The sequence below is a fragment of the Kumtagia sp. genome, assembly GCF_059502445.1.
In genome coordinates this window covers 100096-120486 of sequence record NZ_JCACER010000006.1, presented here as the reverse complement: position 1 = coordinate 120486, position 20391 = coordinate 100096, and the positions used below count along the sequence as shown (strand labels likewise).

Sequence of the window (20391 nt, the reverse complement as noted above, 5' to 3'; positions counted from 1 at the left end):
TCATTAAGACCGTTGTCGAACCTTAACACATCGACGCAAGTAACTCATTTGACTCACGAAGTCCGCCCGTGACTCTTGAAGTTCCGCCCGGCCAGAAAGGACCGGATTTTTTTTACCGTGCCTTAAGCCCTGCCGCGTATGATTAACAATGCCCGTAAACGAATGGTTACCAACGGGCAGGATTCTTAGGATTTTGTTTTCCCTTCGCCGCCTGGTGGCTGGTGCGGGGGCAGTTTCTCGGACCAAACGATTTGTATCCGGTGTTGCGTTCTGGAGTGTTGGGACATGAAGTCACGTGAGAACCTCGTTCGGCTGAAGCAATTCCAGGTGAACGAGAAGCGCCGGCAACTCTCGCAGCTCGACGTGATGATCGCCGAATTCGAACGCATGGCCGGCGACCTCGAGCTGCAGATCGCCGCCGAGGAGAAAAAGGCCGGGATCACCGACGTCAACCACTTCGCCTACCCGACCTTCGCCAAGGCGGCACGCCAGCGCCGCGACAATCTGAAGAACTCGCAGGCCGACCTCGCCGACCAGCGCACCACCGCGCTCGCCCTGCTGCGCGAGGCGGAGGCCGAACTCGACAAGGCGCAGATGCTTGAATCGCGCGACAGCAAGATGCGCGAGGCCGACGGCCACGGCCGCAGCGCCATGATCGGCTGAGGCGCCCGCCGCGCTCTGCAAACAGGGCGCGCCGCTCCGCTTCCGGGCCGTGAGCGGATCGGCTAAAGCAGGCACATGACGCGGGCCCTGCCTTTTCTGCTCCCCCTGATCCTGTTCTTCGCGACGGTCTTCTTCGCGCTCGGCGTCGTCATGCCGCTGATCCGGGTGGACCGCCTTTATTTCTTCACCGACGAACCGTCGCTGATCGGCATCTTCACCGGCCTGTGGAACCAGGGCGACGTGCTGCTCGCAGCGCTCGTCGCGCTGTTCTCGCTGGTGTTCCCGGCGCTGAAGCTGATGCTGCTGCACCTTGCGGCCTATGCGTCGCCGCATGCCCCGCGCATCCCCGCCTGGTTCGGTGCGCTGGCGAACTGGTCGATGCTCGATGTCGTGCTGGTGGCGCTCGTCGTCTTCGCCGCCAAGACCAGCGGGCTGGCGACCGCCTTCACCAAGCCGGGCCTCTGGTTCTTCGCCGCCTCGGTCGTGCTGACGGCGATCGCCTCGGCACAGATCAAGCGGGCGCCGGCGAACCGCTAGCAGGCGACACTGCAGGCCGCGCCACGCCGGCAACGGATCGTGGCCACAATTCCACGACCCCGCGAGCGCTTCGGCAGCCCTGGCGCGTGCCGGGCCGCCTCATGCCGGCGTGCAGGATGGGTCAGTGCCTGTATTGCTGGATGCGCGTGGTGCGCAGTCCGGCCAGGCCATACTCGTCGATCGAGGCCTGCCAGGACAGGAACTCCTCGGTCGTCAGTTTGTAGCGCTGGCATGCCTCGTCGAGGCTGAGCAGGCCGCCGCGAACGGCGGCGACCACTTCAGCCTTGCGGCGAATGACCCAGCGGCGCGTGTTGCTCGGGGGCAGATCGGCGATCGTCAGCGGACTGCCGTCCGGCCCGATCACATACTTAACGCGCGGCCTTCCAAGATCGGTCATCGTACTCTCTACAAATAATTCGCAGACCTAATCGCGTTCAGGCTACCGCCACAGCTTTAAAAATTGCCTAAGCCGTCGAATGAGCCTAACGGCTTGTCCGTCAACGGAGTCTTTCCGACAGGCCGACAATTTTAACCATTCGCCGGAGCTGGCGGACAGCCGAGCCAATTCAAGGGGTTGCAAGGTCGGGATCGGTCTGGCGGCAAGACGCCGCTTGACCTATATTGGCCGTGTCGGCACAAGACCGGCCGAAAACCTTGGAAGCCAGCCATGAACAGCCTCGACCTGCCGGGACGGCCAGAAGACACGCGCGTCGTCGTGGCGATGTCGGGCGGCGTCGATTCCTCGGTGGTCGCCGGCATCCTCAAGCGCGAAGGCTACGACGTGGTCGGCGTCACGCTGCAGCTCTACGACCACGGCGCGGCCACGCACCGCGCCGGCTCGTGCTGCGCCGGACGCGACATCGACGACGCGCGCCGCGTGTCCGAGACGCTTCGAATCCCGCATTACGTGCTCGACTACGAGGAGCGTTTCCGCAAGGCGGTGATCGATCCCTTCGCCGAGAGCTACGTCGCCGGCGAGACGCCGATCCCCTGCGTGTCCTGCAACCAGACGGTGAAGTTCGCCGACCTGCTGGAGACGGCGCGCGATCTGGGCGCGGCGGCGCTCGCCACCGGCCACTATATCCGCAGCCGCTCTAACGGAGCGCACCGCGCCCTCTACCGGCCGGTCGATGCCGACCGCGACCAGAGCTACTTCCTGTTCGCCACCACGCAGGAGCAGATCGACTACCTGCGCTTCCCGCTCGGCGGCATGCCGAAGCCGGAAGTGCGGGCGATCGCCGCCGAACTCGGCCTCGCCGTCGCCGACAAGCAGGACAGCCAGGACATCTGCTTCGTGCCCCAGGGAAAATACTCCGACATCATCGCCAGACTGAAGCCGGCGGCGGCGACGCCGGGCGACATCGTCCATATCGACGGCCGCGTGCTCGGCCGCCACGAGGGCATCCTGCGCTACACCATCGGCCAGCGGCGCGGCATCGGCATCGCCTCCGGCGAGCCGCTCTACGTCGTCCATCTCGATGCCGAGCGGGCGCGCGTCGTCGTCGGCCCGCGCGAGGCGCTGGAAACGCGAAAAGTCTATCTGCGCGCCATGAACTGGCTGGGCGACGAGGACCTGGACGCAATCGGCCCGGACGGCATCGAGCTGTTCGCCAAGGTGCGCTCCACGAGGCCGCCGCGCCCGGCCGTGCTGCGCCGGCGGGGCGGCGCCACCTGGGTGGAACTGGCGGAAGGCGAATCCGGTATCGCGCCGGGCCAGGCCTGCGTGCTCTACGGCGACGACGGCAACGACGCCCGCGTGCTCGGCGGCGGCTTCATCGAGCGCTCGGAGCGCGGCGCGCGGGCCGAGGCGATGCTGGCCAGGCTGGCAGCGCTTCCGGTGGATGTCGCGGCCGAATAGGCACCGGAACCCCTCAGCGCCCGACATCCGCCAGCCGATGCAGGGCGATCGCCGACGTAGCGGCGACGTTCAGGCTGTCGAAGCCCGGCGCGATGGCGATCCGCAGCGTCCGCATGCGTTCCATCAGCGTCTCCGGCAGGCCTTCGCCCTCGGTGCCGAGGAAAAGCGCCAGGCGACCAGGCCGATCGAAGGCGCCTATCTCCGTTTCGCCGCGCGGCGACAGGGCGGCCGGCTCGATGCCTTCGGCGGCCAGCGCATCGACAAAGCCGCCCATGTCGTCGAAACACGCGAACGGCACGCGGAACACACCACCGACCGAGACGCGGATCGCCTTGCGGTAGAGCGGATCGCAGCACGAGGCGTCGGCGAACACGGCATCGACGCCGAAGGCGGCGGCGTTGCGGAAGATCGAGCCGATATTGTCGTGGTTGGAGAGGCCGACCAGCACCAGCGCCAGCGTGCGCCGCGGCAGCGCCGCCAGCAGATCGGCCGCCGTCGGAACGCCGCGCCGCCGGCCCAGCGCAAGGATGCCGCGGTGGATGTGGAAGCCGGCGATCGAGTCCATCACCGCCGCCGTGGCGACATGGACGGGAATTTCGGCCGGCAGGCGGGCGAGCGTCTCCGACAGGCCGGCGACGCGGCTTTCCAGCAGCAGCAGGGACTGCAGCTCGTAGTCCGGCGCGCCCAGCAGGACGTTCAGAACGACCTTGCCCTCGGCGACGAAAAGGCCCTGCCGGCCGACCAGGTCGCGCTCGCGGATGTCGCGGAACGCGGCGACGCGCGGATCGTGGGGATCGATGACGCGGATGAGTTCCATGCCCGGCGATCAGGCCTGCGGCGCTCCAGCGCCCAGCGCCGCCCGGGCCGTCTTCGCCATCGCGACCAGCGCGGGGCGCAGGTCGGACGCCGCCTGCAGCGGCGCCGGGAAGAAGATGCGCAGCACCTCGTCGCCGCGGCCGAGGTCGATGCCATCGGCGTCGAAGCCGGTCATCGTCCAGCCGTCGCCGGATGCCCGCGCGAAATGCGCGGCATAGAGGCCGATGGCGTCGAGGTGGTCGGAATTCATGTGGTCGAGCGCGCCCTGCTCGGAGGCTGCGAGGGCGTCGAGGGCGGGGCTGACGGTCATGACATCCTCGCGCGTCAGCGCATAGGCCTTGCCGAAGCCGCCGTTCAGGCTGGCGCGCTCGGGCTCCAGCCGGAAAAGCCGGAAATCGGCGAGGCCGGCGTAGAGTTTAGCCTTCGGGTTCTTGTTGAGGTAGCGCCGCTCGGCGCGGGCCTGCTCCGGCGTGTCCTTTTCCAGCAGCACGGCGCGGCACACGAGCGTGAGCCGCGGATGGGCGAGCGCATCGCCCTTGCCCGGCTCGCCGACCAGCAGCGAGCAGCGCGGGTCGGCGTCGAGCGCCCGCGTGTGGGCGGAGAGGCCGGACACCAGGATGAGCGGCGCGCCGTCGGCGTCGGTGGCGACGCCGACGCGGCTGGCCAGCGGACTGCCGGTTTCCGGCTCCAGCACGGCGATGGCGCCGAAGCGCGTCGAGCGCAGCAGCGTCCTTGCCAGCCGGATCGCCTCGTCGTCGGTGGGCCGCAGCACGTCGCGCTTGTCGGTCATCGCATCCCCCTCGAACATGATGTCGAGGCTCCACTTATCGAGCGGGCCCGGCGGGCGCAAGCCGCCGCCAGGGCGGCTATTTCGGCGGCAGGCGCACCGCCGCGTCGAGCCGGATGGTCTCGCCGTTCAGCATCTGGTTCTCGACGATATGGACGGCAAGTGCGCCATATTCGGACGGCTCGCCAAGCCGGGGCGGGAAGGGCACCACCTCCCCCAGCGATTCCTGCACGTCGGCGGGCATGCCGGCCACCATCGGCGTCTTGAAGATGCCGGGGGCTATGGTGACGACGCGGATGCCGGAGCGGGCGAGGTCGCGCGCGAGCGGCAGCGTCATGCCGACCACGCCGCCCTTGGAGGCGGAATAGGCCACCTGGCCGATCTGGCCGTCGAAGGCGGCGACCGAGGCGGTGTTGACGATGACGCCGCGCTCGCCGCCGGCGAGCGGCTCGAGTTTCGCGGCGCGATCGGCGAACAGCCGGATCATGTTGAAGCTGCCGACGAGGTTGACCTCGATCACCTTGCGGAAGAGGTCGAGCGGATGCGGACCCTCCTTGCCGACGGTCCGCTTGCCGGCGACGATGCCGGCGCAGTTGACGAGGATGCGGGCGCCGCCGAGCTCTTCCGCCGCCCGTGCCACCGCGGCCTCCGCGCCCTCGGCGCTGGTCACGTCGCAGCCGAGCGCGATGCCGCCGATGTCGCGGGCCACCGCCTGCGCGCGCTCCAGCCCGATATCCAGCACGGCGACGCGCGCGCCCTTGGCCGCCAGCGCCCTTGCGGTGGCCTCGCCGAGCCCCGAGCCGCCGCCAGTGACGAGCGCCGTCTGTCCGCTGATGTCCATGCCGAACCGTCTCCTTGAATGCTGGTCGTCATCGTATGGGCACGTCCCATGCCACGCAATGGCGGATGGGACGCAGCCTCAGGCGTCGATGTCCATGGCAAGCCCGTTTTGGCCGGCTTCGGCGAAGCGGTGGCGGTTCACCCCGGCTGCGCCACCCACACGGTGTCTTCGTGGCGGACCTCGCCCTTGAGCCGCTCGACCGTGCCCGGAACGAGCTCGTAGGCGAGGATGCGGTCGAGGTCTACGGGGCGGGGCATGGTGACCTGCCCGCGTGGGATGCGCTTGAAGCCGAGCGGCCCGTAATAGGGCTCGTCGCCGACCAGCATGACGGCGCCGGCGCCATCCCGCCGCGCCGCCTCGATAGCGACCGCCACCAGCTTGCGGCCGATGCCGAGATTCTTGTGGGCGGGGCGCACCGCCAGCGGCCCGAGCAGCAGCGCCCGGCCATCGCCCGCGCCGATGCGCGTCAGGCGCACGGAGGCGACCACCTCGTTGCGCTTAAGCGCGACGAAGGAGAGATGCCGCTCGTGCGGGCCGCCCTCGCGAATCCTGTAGGCGGCGCGCGCGAAGCGTCCCGGCCCGAAGGCCTCTGCGTTGATGTGATCGATCTCGAGGTCGTGCGCCGGGGTTTCCGGCATGAAGATAATTTCGGCAGGGATCATGATGTGCGACATCCGGTCGGTACGAGGAAGGGTTTGCTGCGCGGCGCGCAGCCTCGCCAGTCAGCGCGTCAAGCGCGGGCGCCCATTCGTCGTCGGTCGAACCGGATCTTCATGCACATTGCCATGACGAACGCCGCTAGCACCAAATTCGCCGGCCGTCCATCGGCCGCGGCGAATTTTTCGATGACGGTTCATCCCGACAGGACGCTGTGTTCAGCCGGCGGCGGTTTTGCTTTCGGCCGCACTGACCTATCTGTCGGGCAAAGGAGAAACGCATGGGACAGCTGGTCGACGGCAAGTGGCGGGACGTCTGGTACTCCACCCGCGATACCGGCGGGCGCTTCGAGCGTCCGGACGCGCCGTGGCGCGACTGGGTGACGGCCGACGGCAGCCCGGCGCCGGGCCGCACGCGCGGCTTCAGGGCCGAGCCGGGGCGCTACCATCTCTACGTCTCCTATGCCTGCCCCTGGGCGCACCGGACGCTGATTTTTCGCGTGCTGAAGAAGCTCGAGGACATCGTGTCGGTTTCCGTCGTCCACCATTTCATGGGCAAGGATGGCTGGACGTTCCTCGCCGAGGACGGCGCCACCGGCGACGACCTCTACGGCCTCGACTTCCTGCACCAGATCTACACCCGCGCCGACCCGCACTACACCGGGCGGGTGACCGTGCCGGTGCTGTGGGACCGCAGGCAGGAGACCATCGTCTCCAACGAGTCGCCGGAAATCATCCGCATGCTCAACTCGGCCTTCGACGAATGGGGTGACGCCTCGGTGGATTTCTATCCGCAGCCGCTGCGGGCCGAGATCGATGAGATCAACGCGCTCGTCTACCCGGCCATCAACAACGGCGTCTACCGCGCCGGCTTCGCCACCACGCAAGACGCCTACGAGGAGGCGTTCGGCGAGTTGTTTGCCGCGCTCGACACGCTGGAGGACAGGCTGTCGCGGCAGCGCTACCTCGTCGGCGGACGCATCACCGAGGCCGACTGGCGGCTGTTCACCACGCTCGCCCGCTTCGACCCGGTCTATGTCGGCCACTTCAAATGCAATCTGCGCCGCATCGCCGATTATCCCAACCTGTCGAACTATTTTCGCGATCTCTATCAGGTGCCGGGCGTGGCGGGCACGGTGAACATGCAGCACATCAAGGCCCACTATTACGGCAGCCACACCACCATCAACCCGACGCGCATCGTGCCGGTCGGGCCGGAGCTGGACTATGCCGCCCCGCACGACCGCGGCCGGTTCGGGTGAGCCTTCGCGGCTCGCCGAAGGCCCTGATCACTGGTGTCGCGACGCACGGCAGCATTGCACACTCGGACAGCGCTTATCAGGAGCCACGCGGCCCATCTTATCAAGCGCACGGCGGACAGTGTCCGATGGGTGGTCGACAGACTCATGCCGATGCCGGAATAATCACGCCTCAGCATCGAGCGCGATCGGACGGCCTCGCGGGTGTCGATCCGGATTGCCAGCCAGAGAAGGACTTGCCGTACGATGGACGCGCTTTCGGCCCCGAACCCGGTCCTGGAGATCGTTCTCGGCACCCTGACCCTGGTGGTGATCATTTTCGTCCACGGCGCGGGTATCCGCTCGATCAACCAGCGCTTCAGCAAGTCCTGGGTCCACGTCGACCACGCCACGCCGCACTGGCGCGTCAACCTGCTGCTCGCCCTGACCATCGGCGCCCTGGCTGCCCTGCATTTCGCCGAGACGCTGCTGTGGGCGCTTCCCGTCTCGCTGCTGGGGCTCATCCCGTCGATGCGCGACAGCTACTACTACGTTCTCCAGAGCTACACGACGCTCGGCGAGGGGACCGTCAGCCTACCCGAGCAGTGGCGCCTGATCGGCCCGATCATCGCGATGTCGGGACTGTTCACCTTCGGCTGGACCGCCAGCGTGCTGGTGAGCGTCATGACCGAGTTTGGCAAGCTCGACAGGTTGCGTGCCGAGGGGCTGAAGGACAAAGGTCAGGCCGGACCTGGTTCCGGGGCTTCGTGAAAGAGCTTGCGGACGTCCGCTCCTGCGCGCCCGCCACCCCGACTTTGATCTAGGCGAAGCGTTTGGCGCCGGCGACGCACAGCACGACCAGCCCGGTCACGGCTATCATCGTCCAGGCGACCGGCTCGCCGAGCAGCAGTCCGGCCAGGGCGAGCCCGAAGAAGGGCTGGAGAAGCTGCAACTGCCCGACCCCGGCGATGCCGCCGAGCGCCAGCCCGCGATACCAGAAGACGAAGCCGACCAGCATGCTGAACACCGAGACGTAGGCGAGCCCATACCAGGCGGGCGGCGCGACCCCGCTCCAGTCCGCCGGAAGCGTCGCCAGACCGATGACTGCCATGACGGGCAGTGACAGCACCAGCGCCCAGGAGATCACCTGCCAGCCGCCGAGACGCCGTGACAGCGTGGCGCCCTCGGCATAACCGAGCCCGCACAGCAGGATGGCCGCGATCATCAGGAGATCGCCCGCCAGCGAGGCCGGACCGCTTTGCGTCAACGCAAAGCCGGCGACCAGAAGGCTGCCGAGGATCGAGAACAGCCAGAAGGCCGGCTTGGGCCGCTCGCCGCCGCGCAGCACGCCGAAGATCGCGGTGCAGAGCGGCAGCAGGCCGACGAATACGATCGAATGCGCCGCGGTGATATGCTGCAGCGCCAGCGCCGTCAGCAGCGGGAAGCCGACCACGACGCCAATGGCGACGACGGCGAGCGGGCCGACGTCACGCCGGGCCGGTCGCTCCTGCCGCAGCATCCGCAGCAAGGCCATCCCGAGCAGCGCTGCAATGACCGCACGTGCCGAGGTAAGGAAGATCGGCGAGAAACCGTCGACCGCCACCCGCGTCGCCGGCAGCGATCCGCTGAAGATCACCACGCCGAGGAGCCCGCTGCCCCATCCTGCCGTCGCCGCTTTCATGATGCCCTCGATTCGGACTGTTCGTAGCCGCGCGGGGCTGGCGGCGACAGGGACAGTTCAGTACAATTTCGTCAAACTGTATGGCTCACTATTCCAATACGATGACGAGTGGCGGACGACCAATGGGAACACGCACGGCAGAGGTAATGGCCGCGATCCGCGCCAGGGTGGCGAGCCGCGCGCTGGCGAGCGGCGACCGGCTGCCCTCCATCCGCACCTTTGCCGCCGTCATGGACGTGTCGCCGTCGACCGTCGTCGAAGCCTATGACCGGCTCGCCGCCGAGGGGCTGATCCGGTCGAGAGCCGGCTCCGGCTTCTACGTGTCGACCATCGCCCCGCCGCTCACGCTGGCCGAGACCGGCCCGAAGCTCGACCGGGCGCTCGATCCGTTCTGGGTATCCCGCCAGTCGCTGGACGCCGATCCGGCTGTGGCCAAGCCCGGCTGCGGCTGGCTGCCGGCCGACTGGATGTCGAACGACGCGCTCCGCCGCGCCGTCCGCCGCCTTGCCAGGGCCGACGACGCGGTGCTCGCCGACTACGGCGCCACGCGCGGGCCGCTGGCGCTGCGCCGCCTGCTGTCGCGCCGGTTCGCCGGCGAAGGCCTGGAGGCGGGCCCCGACCAGATCCTGCTGACCGGATCGGGCACTCAGGCGATCGATCTCATCTGCCGCTTCCTGGTCAGGCCCGGCGACGCCGTGCTGGTCGATGATCCCTGCTACTTCAACTTCCAGGCGCTCCTGCGGGCCCATCAGGCGACGATCGTCGGCGTGCCCTATACGCCGGCCGGACCGGACGTGGAGCGTTTCGTCGAGGCCGCCACGGTGCACCGGCCGCGCCTCTACATCACCAATTCCGCCCTGCACAACCCGACCGGAGCGACGCTCTCGCCGCAGACCGCCCACCGCCTGCTGAACGCCGCCGCGGCGCACGACATGACGATCGTCGAGGACGACATCTTCGCCGATTTCGAGCCCGAGCCGTCGCCGCGCCTCGCCACGCTCGACGGCCTGTCTCGGGTCATCCGCATCGGCAGCTTCTCCAAGACGCTGTCGGCCTCGATCCGCTGCGGCTATATCGCGGCGCGTCCCGATTGGATCGAGGCGCTGATCGACCTGCAGGTGGCGACGAGCTTCGGCGGCGTCAGCCCCGTCGCCGCCGAACTGGTGCTGGCGGTGCTCAGCGACGGCAGCTACCGCAAGCATCTGGAGGCGCTGCGGCGGCGGCTCGCCCGGGCCCGGCGCGACACGGCGGCAAGCCTGCGGATGCTCGGCATCTCGCCCTGGCTGCTGCCGCGCGGCGGCTTCTATCTGTGGTGCGGGCTGCCCGACGGGCGCGATGCGGCTGCGGTCGCCCGCGCCGCCCTGCGCGAGAACGTCTTGCTGGCGCCCGGCGACGTCTTCAGCGTCTCGCAGACCGCCACCGGCTTCATGCGCTTCAACGTCGCCCAGATGGGCGACGCCCGGATTTTCGACGTGCTGGAGCGCGTGTTGCAAGCGTCGGAAAGGGAGGCATCGGCACAGGCCGGCGGCAGTTTGCGGGCGGCGCGATGAGGCGGATCGGCCAAGCCGCTCCGCGGACAGCGGTGCCCGGACGGGCCACCCTCATGCGAGCGGGGACGCTCGCGTCGAACTACCAGTAAGGCGACGGCGGCTTGCCCGAAAACACCTCCGCTATGCGCCGGTGCGTCGCCGGCGTGGTCGCTTCCGGCAGGCGGTCGAGCGGGAAAAAGCCGGCCTCGGCGATCTCGCGGTCGGGCTTTTTTGGACCGTTCTGCGAAAACTGCTCGATCACATAGAAGGCGACATGGTCGCGGCGCGAGGCGTTGCGGTTGAAGTGCATGGATTTCAGCACAGGCGAGCCGACGGCGATGTTGCCTTCCTCCAGGCATTCGCGCGTCAGCGCCTCCTCCAGCGTCTCGCCGAGCTCGACGCCGCCGCCCGGAAGCTGCCAGCCCGGAACATAGGTGTGGCGGATGAGGAAAACGGCGTTGTTCGCCCGGTCTATGACCATGCCGCGCACCCCCAGCGTCATCGCCCGGCGCAGCAGGAAATAGCGGTGGAACAGTTTTGCGCGCAGCCCCGGCCAGCCGGTCTGCCGGAACCGCGCCTCGCCGGATGACATCATCGTGACCGGGGGTGGAAAGCGTCGGAACCGTACCGTAAGAAAGGTCGATGCTCAGGCTCGCGCATATTTCCGATGTCCATCTGGGGCCGCTTCCCGATGTATCCTACCGCGAACTCGCTTCCAAGCGTGTCATCGGCTACGTCAACTGGCACCGCAGCCGCCGCAGGATCCTGACGCAGGGCACGGTCGGCGCCATCGTCGAGGCGATCCGGGCGGAGAAGCCCGACCATCTCGCCGTCACCGGCGACCTGGTCAACCTCGCCCTCGACAGCGAGCTGGAGCTGGCGCGGCTGTGGCTGGAGACGCTGGGCCGGCCGGAAGACGTTTCCGTAGTGCCGGGAAACCACGATGCCTATGTGCCGGGCGCCTTCGACAAGGCCTGCCGGCTGTGGGCGCCGTGGATGCGCGGCGACGGCTATGACGGGCCTGTCGGGCGCCTGACCTTTCCCTATCTCAGGGTGCGTGGCCAGGTGGCGCTGATCGGCGTGTCGACGGCGCGCGCCACCGCGCCGTTCATGGCCAACGGCTTTTTCCGCGAGGAACAGGCGACACGGCTGGCGCGCCTGCTCGACGAGGCGGGGCGGAAAAAACTCTTCCGCGTCATCATGATCCATCATCCGCCGGTGCGCGCCGCCGTGCAGCAGCACAAGCGGCTGTTCGGCATTGCCAACTTCCACAGGACCGTGCTGGCGCATGGCGCCGAGCTGGTGCTGCACGGCCATTCGCACGATCCCACGCTCTACTGGATCGGCGAGCGCAAGAAGCCGATCCCGGTGGTCGGCGTGGCCGCCACGGGCCAGGGGCCGGGCGGCCGGCACCCGGCCGCGCAGTACAATCTGGTCGAGATCTCCGGCGAGCCGGGCGGCTGGCACATCGGGCTGTCGCGGCACGGGCTGACGGACACGCTCGGCGCGGTGTCGGAGATCGAGACGCTCGACCTCGGCTCGCCGCGCCGCGCGCCGGCGCCCTTCGAGAACGCGGCCTCCTGACACGCCGGCTCGCAGCCGAAAGCGAGGCTACTGAACGCCGCTGGTGAGCCGCTCCCACAGCAGCGCGATGGCGACTGCGAGGCCGAAGCCGATGCCGGTGACGAAGATCCACGCACCGGAGAGCACGGTCGACCAGACCTTGCGCTCGTGCAGCTTCGCCGCCGCCTCTTCCGGCGAGCGGGCGACAAGAACACCCTCCACCGCCGCGCTCATGTCGCCTTCCAGCATCTGCTCACGCTCAACGATGCGCTCGGCGACGTAGCGGGTCACCCGGTCGGCTACAATCTGCATCTTCGGCGATTCGGCCAGCACCACGCGGCCGTTGCGGGTATCCTTGACGAAGCGGTAGGTGCGCCGGTCGCGCCCCATGGCGACGTGGCTGACCGCGTCGATCCACAGCCGCGGCTGCAGGCCCGACGAGATGGTGAAGTCGAAGCAGTCGACGTCGGCCGGCACTTCGGCGAAGACCGGCGCCAGCTCGGCGGCGAGGAGCTGCAACCGGACCCGCGTCGCCTCGCGCAGCTCGACGACGACGTCGTCGCGATCCGCCGCGGCGTTCTTCACCTCGCGGATCGCGTCGGACAGTTTTCGGATCTGGGCGGCCGGTTGCTGGCCGTCGGCCCTGTCGTTCGCCAAGGTCTGCTCCGGTTCGAGCGTGCGTCAGCAATATAGTTAACAGAATCCTGCGCCGAAACCAGCGCGTTCGATGTAGGCGCTTTCCTGCCGGGGAGATGCGAGCAAATCGGGCATAAGGCTTACCCCCACCCCTAACCCCTCCCCACAAGGGGGAGGGGACTGGCTCGCATCGCCGAGCGGCGCCAGCCGTCAATCGTTTCGCGCGGCATGGCAGCGGCAAAGTTCCCCTCCCCCTTGTGGGGAGGGGTTAGGGATGGGGGTATTGGGCTAGGCAACGCTTCCAGAATTTTCGTATGCGATTGCCCGGCGGTGAGGGAGCTGAAACCCGCGGACGGGACGCCGTTGGCCTACCTTGCTCCGACGATGCGGTTCACCGCCGACACCACCGCCTCGAGAGAAGCGCCGACGATGTTGGTGCTGATGCCGGCGCCGAACAGCGTGCCGCCGGGATGCTCCATCTCGACATAGGAGATCGCCGCGGCGTTGGAGCCGTGCTGGATGGAGTGCTCGGAATAGTCGCGCACCGAGATGGCCAGCCCGACATGCCGCGACAGCGCGTCGACGAAACCGTCGACCGGGCCGTTGCCGGAGCCGCGGATCGTCACCTCCCTGCCGCCGTCCAAAATGGTCGCCTCGACGATGCGCCGGCCCTTCACCTCGGTGTCGGGATAGGTCTGGTGGTCGACGAACTTAAGCCGCCCGTCGGGCTGGTCGATATAGACCTCGCGGAAGCGCTCGTAGATGCGCTTGGCCGACAGTTCCTTGCCTTCGGCGTCGGTGATCGCCTGGATGTCCTTGGAGAACTCGACCTGCAGGCTGCGCGGCAGATTGAGCCCGTAATCGGCCTGCAGCACATAGGCGATGCCGCCCTTGCCGGACTGCGAGTTGATGCGGATGATCGCCTCGTAGCTGCGGCCGACATCCTGCGGGTCGATCGGCAGGTACGGCACTTCCCACAGCGCCTTGTTCGCCGTCCTGATCGCCTTCATGCCCTTGTTGATGGCGTCCTGGTGCGAGCCGGAGAAGGCGGTGTAGACCAGCTCGCCGACATAGGGATGCCGCTCGGGGATCTTGAGCTGGTTGGAATATTCGTAGACGTCCTTCATCCGGTTGATGTCGGAGCAGTCGAGCATGGGATCGACGCCCTGCGTGTACATGTTGAGCGCCAGCGTCACGACGTCGACATTGCCGGTGCGCTCGCCATTGCCGAACAGCGTGCCCTCGACGCGGTCGGCGCCTGCCATCAGGGCGAGCTCGGTGGCGGCGATGCCGGTGCCGCGGTCGTTGTGCGGATGCAGCGAGATGATCAGGTTGTCGCGGTTGTCGAGATGACGGATCATCCATTCGATCTGGTCGGCATAGATGTTGGGCGTCGCCATCTCGACGGTCGAGGGCAGGTTGACGATCAGCCTGTTCTCGGGCGTCGGCTTCACGATCTCGGCGACGGCGTTGCAGATCTCCAGCGCCACCTCCAGCTCGGTGCCGGTAAAGCTCTCCGGCGAATATTGGAAGCGGAAGCCGCCGCCGGACTTGGCCGCCATGTCGGTGATCATCTTGGCGGCGTCGGTGGCGATCTGCTTGATGCCGGCGACGTCCTTCTGGAAGACGACGCGGCGCTGCAGCTCGCTGGTCGAGTTGTAGAAATGCACGATCGGGTTTTTCGCGCCCTGCAAGGCCTCGAAGGTGCGGGTGATCAGCTCTGGCCGGCACTGCACCAGCACCTGGAGCGACACGTCGTCCGGCACGTTGCCATCCTCGATGCACCAGCGGGCGAAGTCGAAGTCGGTCTGCGAGGCCGACGGGAAGCCGATCTCGATCTCCTTGAAGCCCATGTCGAGCAGGAGCTGGAACATGCGCGCCTTGCGCTCGTGGCCCATCGGGTCGACCAGCGCCTGGTTGCCGTCGCGCAGGTCGACGGAGCACCAGATCGGCGCCTTGTCGATGCGTTTTGACGGCCAGGTGCGGTCGGGCAGGCCGACGAGCGGATAGGGTTCGTATTTGGCCGCGGCGTTCGGCATGCCGTGCGCGGCGCGGATGCGGGTGGTCTGGTTCATCTTGCTTCTCTCTGCGCTTCAGCCGCGGACATGGCGTCCGGCGAAGCTCTGAAGTGTTTTGCTGACTGGAGTGCGACTGGCAAGGAGCTGAGCCGCCCTCGGCGGCGCAACGACCGCCGGGCGCTCCTTCAGCGGGCCCGGCGGTCGCCGATAAGGCCGAGAAGCAGGATCGCGGAGGAGAGGGCGCGCAAGGTCGCCGACGCAAAGGCGCCGGTGCGGTGGGCTGCGCTGTCCGCGGACGGGTTCATGGGCGGCTTGATACAGGAGCGGGAGGGGAGAGGCAAGGGTATGCGGGTTGTCGATCGTCAGCGGATTGAGGGTGTTGCATCACTCCCCCTCGAAATCAAAGTCCTGTTCATTTTCCAGATATGGGTCCTTTTGGCGGCCGTGCCGCATGTTCAGAATATGCACCTCCGTGCCTCTGATCTGGTAGTCGAGAACATAGTCGTCCACGACAAGGCGGCGAAGGTCTCTGATCGGCAAGAATCGCTCGGCGCCTACCATCAGAAAATCACCCAGCAGCCTTGCCGCATCCCGCATTCTGAGCGTCAGGCGCTTTGCGGCCGAGTTGCTGTGCCGCTGTAAATATGCCCTCTCGGCCACCAGAAAATCTCTGACTCTCCGAGAGATGACGACTTTCATCAGGCTGCGTTGCTTCTTGCGCCAGAATCCAATTCGTCGAGGACGTCGTTCAGATCGTAGGAATCGCCCTCGGCAATCTGCCGCTGTCCATCGGCGGCATGCAAGATATCCCTGCCTTCTGAAGCCAGATAGGCCTTCATGGCGCGAACCATCACCCAACTGCGGCTGCGTTCGGTCACCTTTGCGATCATTTCGATCTCGCCAAGCACGTCGAGAGGTATCCGCAACGTCACTGGGTCCGATAGATTTCTCTGATTTGACATCTCTTTTTCCTGATTTTGTAATACATCCTATCCCTTTTTGCAGTTTCCGACAATCCGCCTTGCGTCTCGCCGTCTTGATGCCGCCGGCGCATGGGACTATCAGCGGCATCCGCGGCGAGCCGCCGCCTGACAAATGCTTCAGCGAAACCGGACAGCCGGCCTTGCCCTCCTTGCGACGAAGCTTCGATGCGCTCTTGGAGCGCCGTACCACGGCGATACCCACGGCTGCACTGACAGCGGACGAAAGGCTGGCGCTGGTCGGCCGGCATGGCGATTTCTCACTGGCCTATTCGACCGCCGTCCAGGACGACCTGCGCTATTTCGGCGATGCCTCCGGCTACATCGCCTTCGGCAGCAAGATGGGCAGCGCGGTGGCGCTGGCCGATCCGGTGGCGGCGCCGGACGCGCGTGCAAAACTGATCCGCGACTTCGTGCGCGCGGCCGGCAATCCGTGCTTCGTGCAGATCGGCGAGGCGACGGCGCGGGAGCTTTCCGCGCTGGGCTACAAGGTCAACCGCATGGGCGTCGATACGCGGCTGATGCTGTCGCCGCAGACCTTTGCCGGCCGCCGCAACGAGACGGTGCGCTATTCCGAACGCTGGCTGTTCAAGAACGGCTATGCGATCATCGAGGATGCCGGCGACCAGGCCTCGCTCGACCAGATCAAGCAGCTTTCGGAGCGCTGGCGGGCCGGGCGCATCGTCAGCCACCGCGAGATGCGCTTCCTCAACCGGCCGTTCCGGCCCCAGCTCGGCCTGGGCATGCGCCGCTTCCTGCTGATCGATCCGCAAGGCGTCGCGATTGCCGTGCTCGACTTCGACCCGATCGCCGGGGACGGCCGCAGCGTCGGCTACACCACCTCGTTCAAGCGCAAGCTGCCCGGCACGACGCCGCATGCCGAGATCGGCCTGACCAAATTCGCCGCCGACCGATTCCGCGACGAGGGCCTGGCGTTCGTGACGCTCGGCCTGTCGCCGCTCGCGGCCATCGAGGAAAGTGGCTTCGCCGAGAGCGCCGTGCTGCGCGGCGCGATGCGGCGGCTGTTCTCGTCCTCCTGGATCAACCGCCGCATCTTCAACCTGGAGGGTCAGGCGGCGTTCAAGCGGCGCTTTCACGGCACCGAGGAGCCGGTCTACGTCGCCTTCAGACGGCTGTCGCCGATGCAGATGCTGGCGATCCTGCGCCTCAGCAAGGCTTTCTGACGGCGCCCGGTCAGGGTTTCACGGCGCGGGCCACCAGTCTTGCCAGTGCCGGGCCGAACAGCAGCACGAAGATCAGCCTTGCCGACTGCAACGCCATGATCAGCGACAGGTTCACGTTGCTCGACGCGGCGGCGATGATGGCGACCGAATCCAGCCCGCCCGGACTGGTGGCGAGATAGGCGGTCAGCGGGTCGATGCCGAGCTCGTGGCTGAGCAGCCACGCGATGCCGCCGCAGAACGCCATCAGCAGCAGGATCGACAGCGTGACCTGCGGCAGGACGCGCACCGCGTGCACCACGACGGCGCGGGTGAAGTTCAGCCCGATCGCCCAGCCGACCACCGCATAGCTCGCCGCCTTCAGCCATTCCGGGATCTGGAACGGCACGCCGGCGCCGAGATGCAGCGCCATGGCGATCAGCACGGCGCCGAGGAAATAGGGCGAGGGCAGGCGGACGGCCTTGCCGATGAACCCGGCCACGGCGGCGACAGCCAGCGTGGCGGCCAGCGCCGGCCAGTCGAGCGGCGGGAACCAGGCATGGGCCGGAACGCCGGGCGCCGGGGCATCGACCCACAGCCGCGCCACGAAGGCGGCGGCGAGCGTCACCATGACGACGCGCAGATACTGCATGAAGGCGACCAGCCGGGCGTCGGCCCCGAAAGCCTCAGCCATCAGCACCATGGCCGTTGCCCCGCCGGGCGCCGAGCCCCAGACGGCGGTCGAGCCCGGCAGGATGCCAAGACGGCTGATCGACCAGCCGAGAAAGCTCGAGGCGACAAGCGTCGAGCCCACCGAGAACAGGATGATCGGCCAGGCGGTCAGGAAGGACTTGAAGATGGTGATGTCGATCGAGGTGGCGACCAGGCAGCCGACCACCGCCTGTCCGACGCCGAAGATCGGGCGCGGCATGCGGATCGTCGCGCCGGCGGCGCCGGCGCAGACGGCGATCAGCATAGGGCCGATCAGCGCGGCGGCGGGGAAGTCGATGCCGGTGAGCAGCAGCAACAGAACGGCCGAGCCGGCTGCCAGCAGGCACCATTGCAGCGGCTTGGGCAGATTGGTGAGGGGACCTGGAAGCGGCGCGGCGGGGGAAGGGGCCATGGCTCCTTCTAGACCGTTGCGGGGCCGGCTGTCAGCCCGTGCAGGCATTTCCTTCCGCCGGACAGGACGATCGCATAGGGAGTTTGCGGACACGTTGCCCGGCGCGGTACCCCCACCCCTAACCCCTCCCCACAAGGGGGAGGGGACCGGCTTGCGTCACGGCTAGGCGCAAATCCTCGATGGTTTTGCGTAGCATGGCGGCAGCAAGTCCCCCTCCCCCTTGTGGGGAGGGGTTAGGGGTGGGGGTATTCCATATGCGATTGGCTCTGCCGGAGACGGCCGCCGCGGCCGCCGGTGCCTACCCGCCGCTGATCGCGGTCAGCACGAACACCTCGGCCTCCGGCCGCAGCGGCGTGTCGAGCCGGGCGCGCTCGCCGCCGATGAAGATGTTGATGTGCCGGCGCACCGCCGGCGTGGTGTCGCACAGCCGGTCGCGCATACCCGGCCAGCGGGCGTTCAGCGCATCGATCATCTCGCCGACCGTTCGCGCCTCGACCTCCAGCCGGCGCGGCGATCCGGGGAAAAGGTCCACCAGCGGTCCCGGCAGCCGCACGGTGACGCGGCAGGTGTTTCGGAGCGTGTCCATCGCGGGGCCTCCTGCCGCTATCGGTCGACCACCAGCGTTTCCACCGACAGCACGGTCGGCAGGTGCTCGGCGATCGCCGTCCAGCTCTCGCCTTCGTCGGCGCTGGCGAAGACCGAGCCGGAGCTGGTGCCGAAATAGACGCCCGCCGGCTCCAGCCGGTCGGTTGCCATCGCCTGGCGCAGCACGCCGAAATAGGCGTTCTTCTGCGGCAGCCCCTCGCGCAGCGCCTGCCAGCTCCTTCCGGCATCGCGGGTGCGCCACACCGCGGCACTTGCGTCCGGCACATAGCGGCCGGCCGAGTCGCCGTTGAGCGGCAGCAGGAACAGCGTGTCGGGATCGCTGGGATGCGCGGCCGCAGGGAAACCGAAGGTCGAGGGCAGGCCCGCCTCGATGCTCCGCCATTCCTTGCCGCCATCCTCGCTGACATACATGCCGCAGTGGTTCTGCTGGTAGAGCCGCTCCCCCGTGCCGGGCGCCATCACCAGGCAGTGCACGCACTGGCCGAATTCCGGATAGTTTTCGCCCTCGGGCAGGAAGTCGGCGCGGGTGCCGCGGTTGCGCGGCTCCCAGGTTTCTCCGCCGTCGCCGGTGTAGAAGACACCGGCCGCCGAGATGCCGACCCAGATGCGGCCCTCGTCCTCGGGATGCGGCACCAGCGAATGCAAGATCAGCCCGGCGCCGCCCGGCTCCCAGCGCTCGCGCGTCGGATGGTTCTGCAGGCCCCCCATCTGCGTCCAGCTCCGGCCGCCATCGTCGCTGCGGAACAGGCCGGCCGGCTGCACGCCGGCGTAAAGGCTGCCGTTGCGCGCCGCCAGGCTCCACACCGCCTTCACCGGCTCCTTGCCGGTCTCGTAGGCCAGCCCCTCGCTCGAATGCGTCCAGGTCTTCCCGAGATCGGTCGACTTCCACACCGCCGGGCCGAACCATTCGTTGCCGCCGCCGGCGTAGATCGTGCCGGTGCGGGAATCGGCCACGACATGGTTCATCGGCCATGTCTCGCAGAACGGGCCTTTCAGCTCCCAGCCTTTCCGCTGCCCGTCGCTCTCGGCGATGAAGGCGCCCTTCTTAGTTCCCAGAAGCACAAGGGTTTTCTGTGTCACGTCAACGTCCTCCGCGCGATCACTGGCGGCCGTCGTCTCCAGTCGGGCCGCGAAGGCGATGGCCTCGCTCTTCGGAGCGAGGACGAAAGGCGGCGTTCGGAACCGACATCGCCGCGGCGTTTTTAGCATTTTTTTCCAACTGCCGCAGCGCTGGTGACCCATCCCGGCGCGTCCGGCGGGGATGGACGGCGTCAGCCTTCGATCACGACCGATGCGGCGGAACGCGTCGCCGGGCCGTGATTCACCGCCTCGACATTGTTGCTGTCGGGATCGAGCACGTAGGCCGCATAATAGCCCGGATGATAGCGGCGCTCGCCCGGCGCGCCGTTGTCGCGGCCGCCGGCGGCGAGGGCGGCCGCATGAAAGCGGTGCACGGTTTCGCGATCTCCGGCCTGGAAGGCGAGATGGATGGGTGCCGGCCCGTGCCCCGGCTCCGCATCGATGAAGAACTCGTCGAAGGTGAAGAAGCCGGGCCCGTCCTGGATCGTGGCGCCGCTGTCCAGCGCGTCCAGAACGGCCTTGTAGAAGGCCTTGCTGGCTTCCAGATCCCTGACATGCAGGTGCAGGTGGTCGATCAGTCTGCCGCGATGGTACTGCATGACGCTTGCCTCCGTTGATG

23 protein-coding genes are annotated in these 20391 nt (G+C 67.7%); 8 read left to right on the top strand and 15 right to left on the bottom strand.

The features are described from left to right. Nucleotides 1-285 precede the first annotated feature (285 nt). Together AC5JDC_RS02905 and AC5JDC_RS02900 are read left to right on the top strand one after the other, a co-directional pair. Nucleotides 286-663, top strand: coding sequence for a flagellar export protein FliJ (locus AC5JDC_RS02905; RefSeq protein ID WP_106775294.1), 378 nt, complete (start codon nt 286-288; stop codon nt 661-663). A gap of 75 nt (nt 664-738) precedes the next feature. After that, nucleotides 739-1200, top strand: coding sequence for a paraquat-inducible protein A (locus AC5JDC_RS02900; RefSeq protein WP_245428626.1), 462 nt, complete (start codon nt 739-741; stop codon nt 1198-1200). A gap of 121 nt (nt 1201-1321) precedes the next feature. Here the strand turns inward: AC5JDC_RS02900 and sciP are convergent, their stop codons facing one another. Further along, nucleotides 1322-1597 carry a CtrA inhibitor SciP gene (gene sciP / locus AC5JDC_RS02895; RefSeq protein ID WP_106775295.1) on the bottom strand — a complete coding sequence of 92 codons (276 nt, stop codon included), beginning with the start codon at nt 1595-1597 and terminating at the stop codon, nt 1322-1324. A gap of 270 nt (nt 1598-1867) precedes the next feature. Between sciP and mnmA the strand changes: the two genes are divergently transcribed. Further along, complete coding sequence (mnmA, locus tag AC5JDC_RS02890; RefSeq protein WP_495838947.1) at nt 1868-3058, top strand: tRNA 2-thiouridine(34) synthase MnmA; 1191 nt, start codon at nt 1868-1870, stop codon at nt 3056-3058. A 13-nt stretch (nt 3059-3071) separates the two neighbouring features. On the opposite strand, the gene AC5JDC_RS02885 is transcribed toward mnmA, so the two are convergent. From AC5JDC_RS02885 to AC5JDC_RS02870, 4 genes are all read right to left on the bottom strand, one after another. After that, nucleotides 3072-3875, bottom strand: coding sequence for a TrmH family RNA methyltransferase (locus AC5JDC_RS02885; RefSeq protein WP_495838945.1), 804 nt, complete (start codon nt 3873-3875; stop codon nt 3072-3074). A 9-nt stretch (nt 3876-3884) separates the two neighbouring features. Further along, nucleotides 3885-4664, bottom strand: a complete 780-nt coding sequence (locus tag AC5JDC_RS02880; RefSeq protein ID WP_495838943.1) for a HugZ family pyridoxamine 5'-phosphate oxidase — start codon at nt 4662-4664, stop codon at nt 3885-3887. 76 nt (nt 4665-4740) lie between these two features. After that, a complete protein-coding gene (locus AC5JDC_RS02875; RefSeq protein WP_106775298.1) occupies nt 4741-5502 on the bottom strand; it encodes an SDR family NAD(P)-dependent oxidoreductase in 762 nt (253 codons plus the stop codon). A gap of 137 nt (nt 5503-5639) precedes the next feature. After that, nucleotides 5640-6164, bottom strand: coding sequence for a GNAT family N-acetyltransferase (locus AC5JDC_RS02870; RefSeq protein WP_495838941.1), 525 nt, complete (start codon nt 6162-6164; stop codon nt 5640-5642). Nucleotides 6165-6439: 275 nt separating this feature from the next. On the opposite strand from AC5JDC_RS02870, the gene AC5JDC_RS02865 reads away from it, so the two are divergent. Both AC5JDC_RS02865 and AC5JDC_RS02860 read left to right on the top strand, forming a co-directional pair. Continuing rightward, the gene (locus tag AC5JDC_RS02865) at nt 6440-7420 is read left to right on the top strand and encodes a glutathione S-transferase family protein (RefSeq protein WP_495838939.1); all 981 of its coding nucleotides are present in this window, start codon (nt 6440-6442) and stop codon (nt 7418-7420) included. 243 nt (nt 7421-7663) lie between these two features. Beyond that, nucleotides 7664-8167, top strand: a complete 504-nt coding sequence (locus AC5JDC_RS02860; RefSeq protein ID WP_106775300.1) for an ion channel — start codon at nt 7664-7666, stop codon at nt 8165-8167. Nucleotides 8168-8216: 49 nt separating this feature from the next. Here the strand turns inward: AC5JDC_RS02860 and AC5JDC_RS02855 are convergent, their stop codons facing one another. Next, on the bottom strand, nt 8217-9077 hold the full coding sequence (locus AC5JDC_RS02855) for a DMT family transporter (RefSeq protein ID WP_495838936.1): 861 nt from the start codon (nt 9075-9077) through the stop codon (nt 8217-8219). Nucleotides 9078-9199: 122 nt separating this feature from the next. On the opposite strand from AC5JDC_RS02855, the gene AC5JDC_RS02850 reads away from it, so the two are divergent. After that, nucleotides 9200-10627, top strand: coding sequence for an aminotransferase-like domain-containing protein (locus tag AC5JDC_RS02850; RefSeq protein WP_495838934.1), 1428 nt, complete (start codon nt 9200-9202; stop codon nt 10625-10627). Nucleotides 10628-10706: 79 nt separating this feature from the next. Here the strand turns inward: AC5JDC_RS02850 and AC5JDC_RS02845 are convergent, their stop codons facing one another. Continuing rightward, nucleotides 10707-11198, bottom strand: coding sequence for an NUDIX domain-containing protein (locus AC5JDC_RS02845; protein WP_495838933.1), 492 nt, complete (start codon nt 11196-11198; stop codon nt 10707-10709). 50 nt (nt 11199-11248) lie between these two features. On the opposite strand from AC5JDC_RS02845, the gene AC5JDC_RS02840 reads away from it, so the two are divergent. Further along, nucleotides 11249-12190, top strand: coding sequence for a metallophosphoesterase family protein (locus AC5JDC_RS02840; RefSeq protein ID WP_495838931.1), 942 nt, complete (start codon nt 11249-11251; stop codon nt 12188-12190). A gap of 27 nt (nt 12191-12217) precedes the next feature. Here the strand turns inward: AC5JDC_RS02840 and AC5JDC_RS02835 are convergent, their stop codons facing one another. The 4 genes from AC5JDC_RS02835 to AC5JDC_RS02820 form a co-directional block, all read right to left on the bottom strand. Next, nucleotides 12218-12826 carry a hypothetical protein gene (locus tag AC5JDC_RS02835; protein WP_245428627.1) on the bottom strand — a complete coding sequence of 203 codons (609 nt, stop codon included), beginning with the start codon at nt 12824-12826 and terminating at the stop codon, nt 12218-12220. 347 nt (nt 12827-13173) lie between these two features. Further along, entirely contained in the window at nt 13174-14844 is a 1671-nt protein-coding gene (gene leuA / locus AC5JDC_RS02830; protein WP_495838972.1) for a 2-isopropylmalate synthase, read from the bottom strand. Between the two features lie 363 nt (nt 14845-15207). Then, the gene (locus AC5JDC_RS02825) at nt 15208-15522 is read right to left on the bottom strand and encodes a type II toxin-antitoxin system RelE/ParE family toxin (RefSeq protein WP_495838928.1); all 315 of its coding nucleotides are present in this window, start codon (nt 15520-15522) and stop codon (nt 15208-15210) included. Beyond that, nucleotides 15522-15785 carry a CopG family ribbon-helix-helix protein gene (locus AC5JDC_RS02820; protein ID WP_495838926.1) on the bottom strand — a complete coding sequence of 88 codons (264 nt, stop codon included), beginning with the start codon at nt 15783-15785 and terminating at the stop codon, nt 15522-15524. The genes AC5JDC_RS02825 and AC5JDC_RS02820 overlap by 1 nt, the downstream gene beginning before the upstream one ends. Nucleotides 15786-15946: 161 nt before the next feature. Between AC5JDC_RS02820 and AC5JDC_RS02815 the strand changes: the two genes are divergently transcribed. Then, the gene (locus AC5JDC_RS02815) at nt 15947-16987 is read left to right on the top strand and encodes a DUF2156 domain-containing protein (RefSeq protein ID WP_495838924.1); all 1041 of its coding nucleotides are present in this window, start codon (nt 15947-15949) and stop codon (nt 16985-16987) included. A gap of 10 nt (nt 16988-16997) precedes the next feature. Here the strand turns inward: AC5JDC_RS02815 and AC5JDC_RS02810 are convergent, their stop codons facing one another. The 4 genes from AC5JDC_RS02810 to AC5JDC_RS02795 form a co-directional block, all read right to left on the bottom strand. Further along, nucleotides 16998-18086 carry an AbrB family transcriptional regulator gene (locus AC5JDC_RS02810; RefSeq protein ID WP_106775306.1) on the bottom strand — a complete coding sequence of 363 codons (1089 nt, stop codon included), beginning with the start codon at nt 18084-18086 and terminating at the stop codon, nt 16998-17000. Nucleotides 18087-18384: 298 nt separating this feature from the next. After that, the gene (locus tag AC5JDC_RS02805; protein ID WP_106775307.1) at nt 18385-18672 is read right to left on the bottom strand and encodes a MoaD/ThiS family protein; all 288 of its coding nucleotides are present in this window, start codon (nt 18670-18672) and stop codon (nt 18385-18387) included. A 17-nt stretch (nt 18673-18689) separates the two neighbouring features. After that, nucleotides 18690-19772: a WD40/YVTN/BNR-like repeat-containing protein gene (locus AC5JDC_RS02800; protein WP_495838921.1), complete on the bottom strand. Its 1083-nt coding sequence runs from the start codon at nt 19770-19772 to the stop codon at nt 18690-18692. A gap of 191 nt (nt 19773-19963) precedes the next feature. Continuing rightward, nucleotides 19964-20371: a VOC family protein gene (locus AC5JDC_RS02795; RefSeq protein ID WP_495838919.1), complete on the bottom strand. Its 408-nt coding sequence runs from the start codon at nt 20369-20371 to the stop codon at nt 19964-19966. Nucleotides 20372-20391 lie beyond the last annotated feature (20 nt).

Coding starts and splice junctions, on each gene's coding strand:
- AC5JDC_RS02905 (WP_106775294.1), top strand. CDS start 286: ATGAAGTCACGTGAGAACCTCGTTCGGCTGAAGCAATTCCAGGTGAAC.
- AC5JDC_RS02900 (WP_245428626.1), top strand. CDS start 739: ATGACGCGGGCCCTGCCTTTTCTGCTCCCCCTGATCCTGTTCTTCGCG.
- sciP (WP_106775295.1), bottom strand. CDS start 1,597: ATGACCGATCTTGGAAGGCCGCGCGTTAAGTATGTGATCGGGCCGGAC.
- mnmA (WP_495838947.1), top strand. CDS start 1,868: ATGAACAGCCTCGACCTGCCGGGACGGCCAGAAGACACGCGCGTCGTC.
- AC5JDC_RS02885 (WP_495838945.1), bottom strand. CDS start 3,875: ATGGAACTCATCCGCGTCATCGATCCCCACGATCCGCGCGTCGCCGCG.
- AC5JDC_RS02880 (WP_495838943.1), bottom strand. CDS start 4,664: ATGACCGACAAGCGCGACGTGCTGCGGCCCACCGACGACGAGGCGATC.
- AC5JDC_RS02875 (WP_106775298.1), bottom strand. CDS start 5,502: ATGGACATCAGCGGACAGACGGCGCTCGTCACTGGCGGCGGCTCGGGG.
- AC5JDC_RS02870 (WP_495838941.1), bottom strand. CDS start 6,164: ATGATCCCTGCCGAAATTATCTTCATGCCGGAAACCCCGGCGCACGAC.
- AC5JDC_RS02865 (WP_495838939.1), top strand. CDS start 6,440: ATGGGACAGCTGGTCGACGGCAAGTGGCGGGACGTCTGGTACTCCACC.
- AC5JDC_RS02860 (WP_106775300.1), top strand. CDS start 7,664: ATGGACGCGCTTTCGGCCCCGAACCCGGTCCTGGAGATCGTTCTCGGC.
- AC5JDC_RS02855 (WP_495838936.1), bottom strand. CDS start 9,077: ATGAAAGCGGCGACGGCAGGATGGGGCAGCGGGCTCCTCGGCGTGGTG.
- AC5JDC_RS02850 (WP_495838934.1), top strand. CDS start 9,200: ATGGGAACACGCACGGCAGAGGTAATGGCCGCGATCCGCGCCAGGGTG.
- AC5JDC_RS02845 (WP_495838933.1), bottom strand. CDS start 11,198: ATGTCATCCGGCGAGGCGCGGTTCCGGCAGACCGGCTGGCCGGGGCTG.
- AC5JDC_RS02840 (WP_495838931.1), top strand. CDS start 11,249: ATGCTCAGGCTCGCGCATATTTCCGATGTCCATCTGGGGCCGCTTCCC.
- leuA (WP_495838972.1), bottom strand. CDS start 14,844: ATGCCGAACGCCGCGGCCAAATACGAACCCTATCCGCTCGTCGGCCTG.
- AC5JDC_RS02825 (WP_495838928.1), bottom strand. CDS start 15,522: ATGAAAGTCGTCATCTCTCGGAGAGTCAGAGATTTTCTGGTGGCCGAG.
- AC5JDC_RS02820 (WP_495838926.1), bottom strand. CDS start 15,785: ATGTCAAATCAGAGAAATCTATCGGACCCAGTGACGTTGCGGATACCT.
- AC5JDC_RS02810 (WP_106775306.1), bottom strand. CDS start 18,086: ATGGCCCCTTCCCCCGCCGCGCCGCTTCCAGGTCCCCTCACCAATCTG.
- AC5JDC_RS02805 (WP_106775307.1), bottom strand. CDS start 18,672: ATGGACACGCTCCGAAACACCTGCCGCGTCACCGTGCGGCTGCCGGGA.
- AC5JDC_RS02795 (WP_495838919.1), bottom strand. CDS start 20,371: ATGCAGTACCATCGCGGCAGACTGATCGACCACCTGCACCTGCATGTC.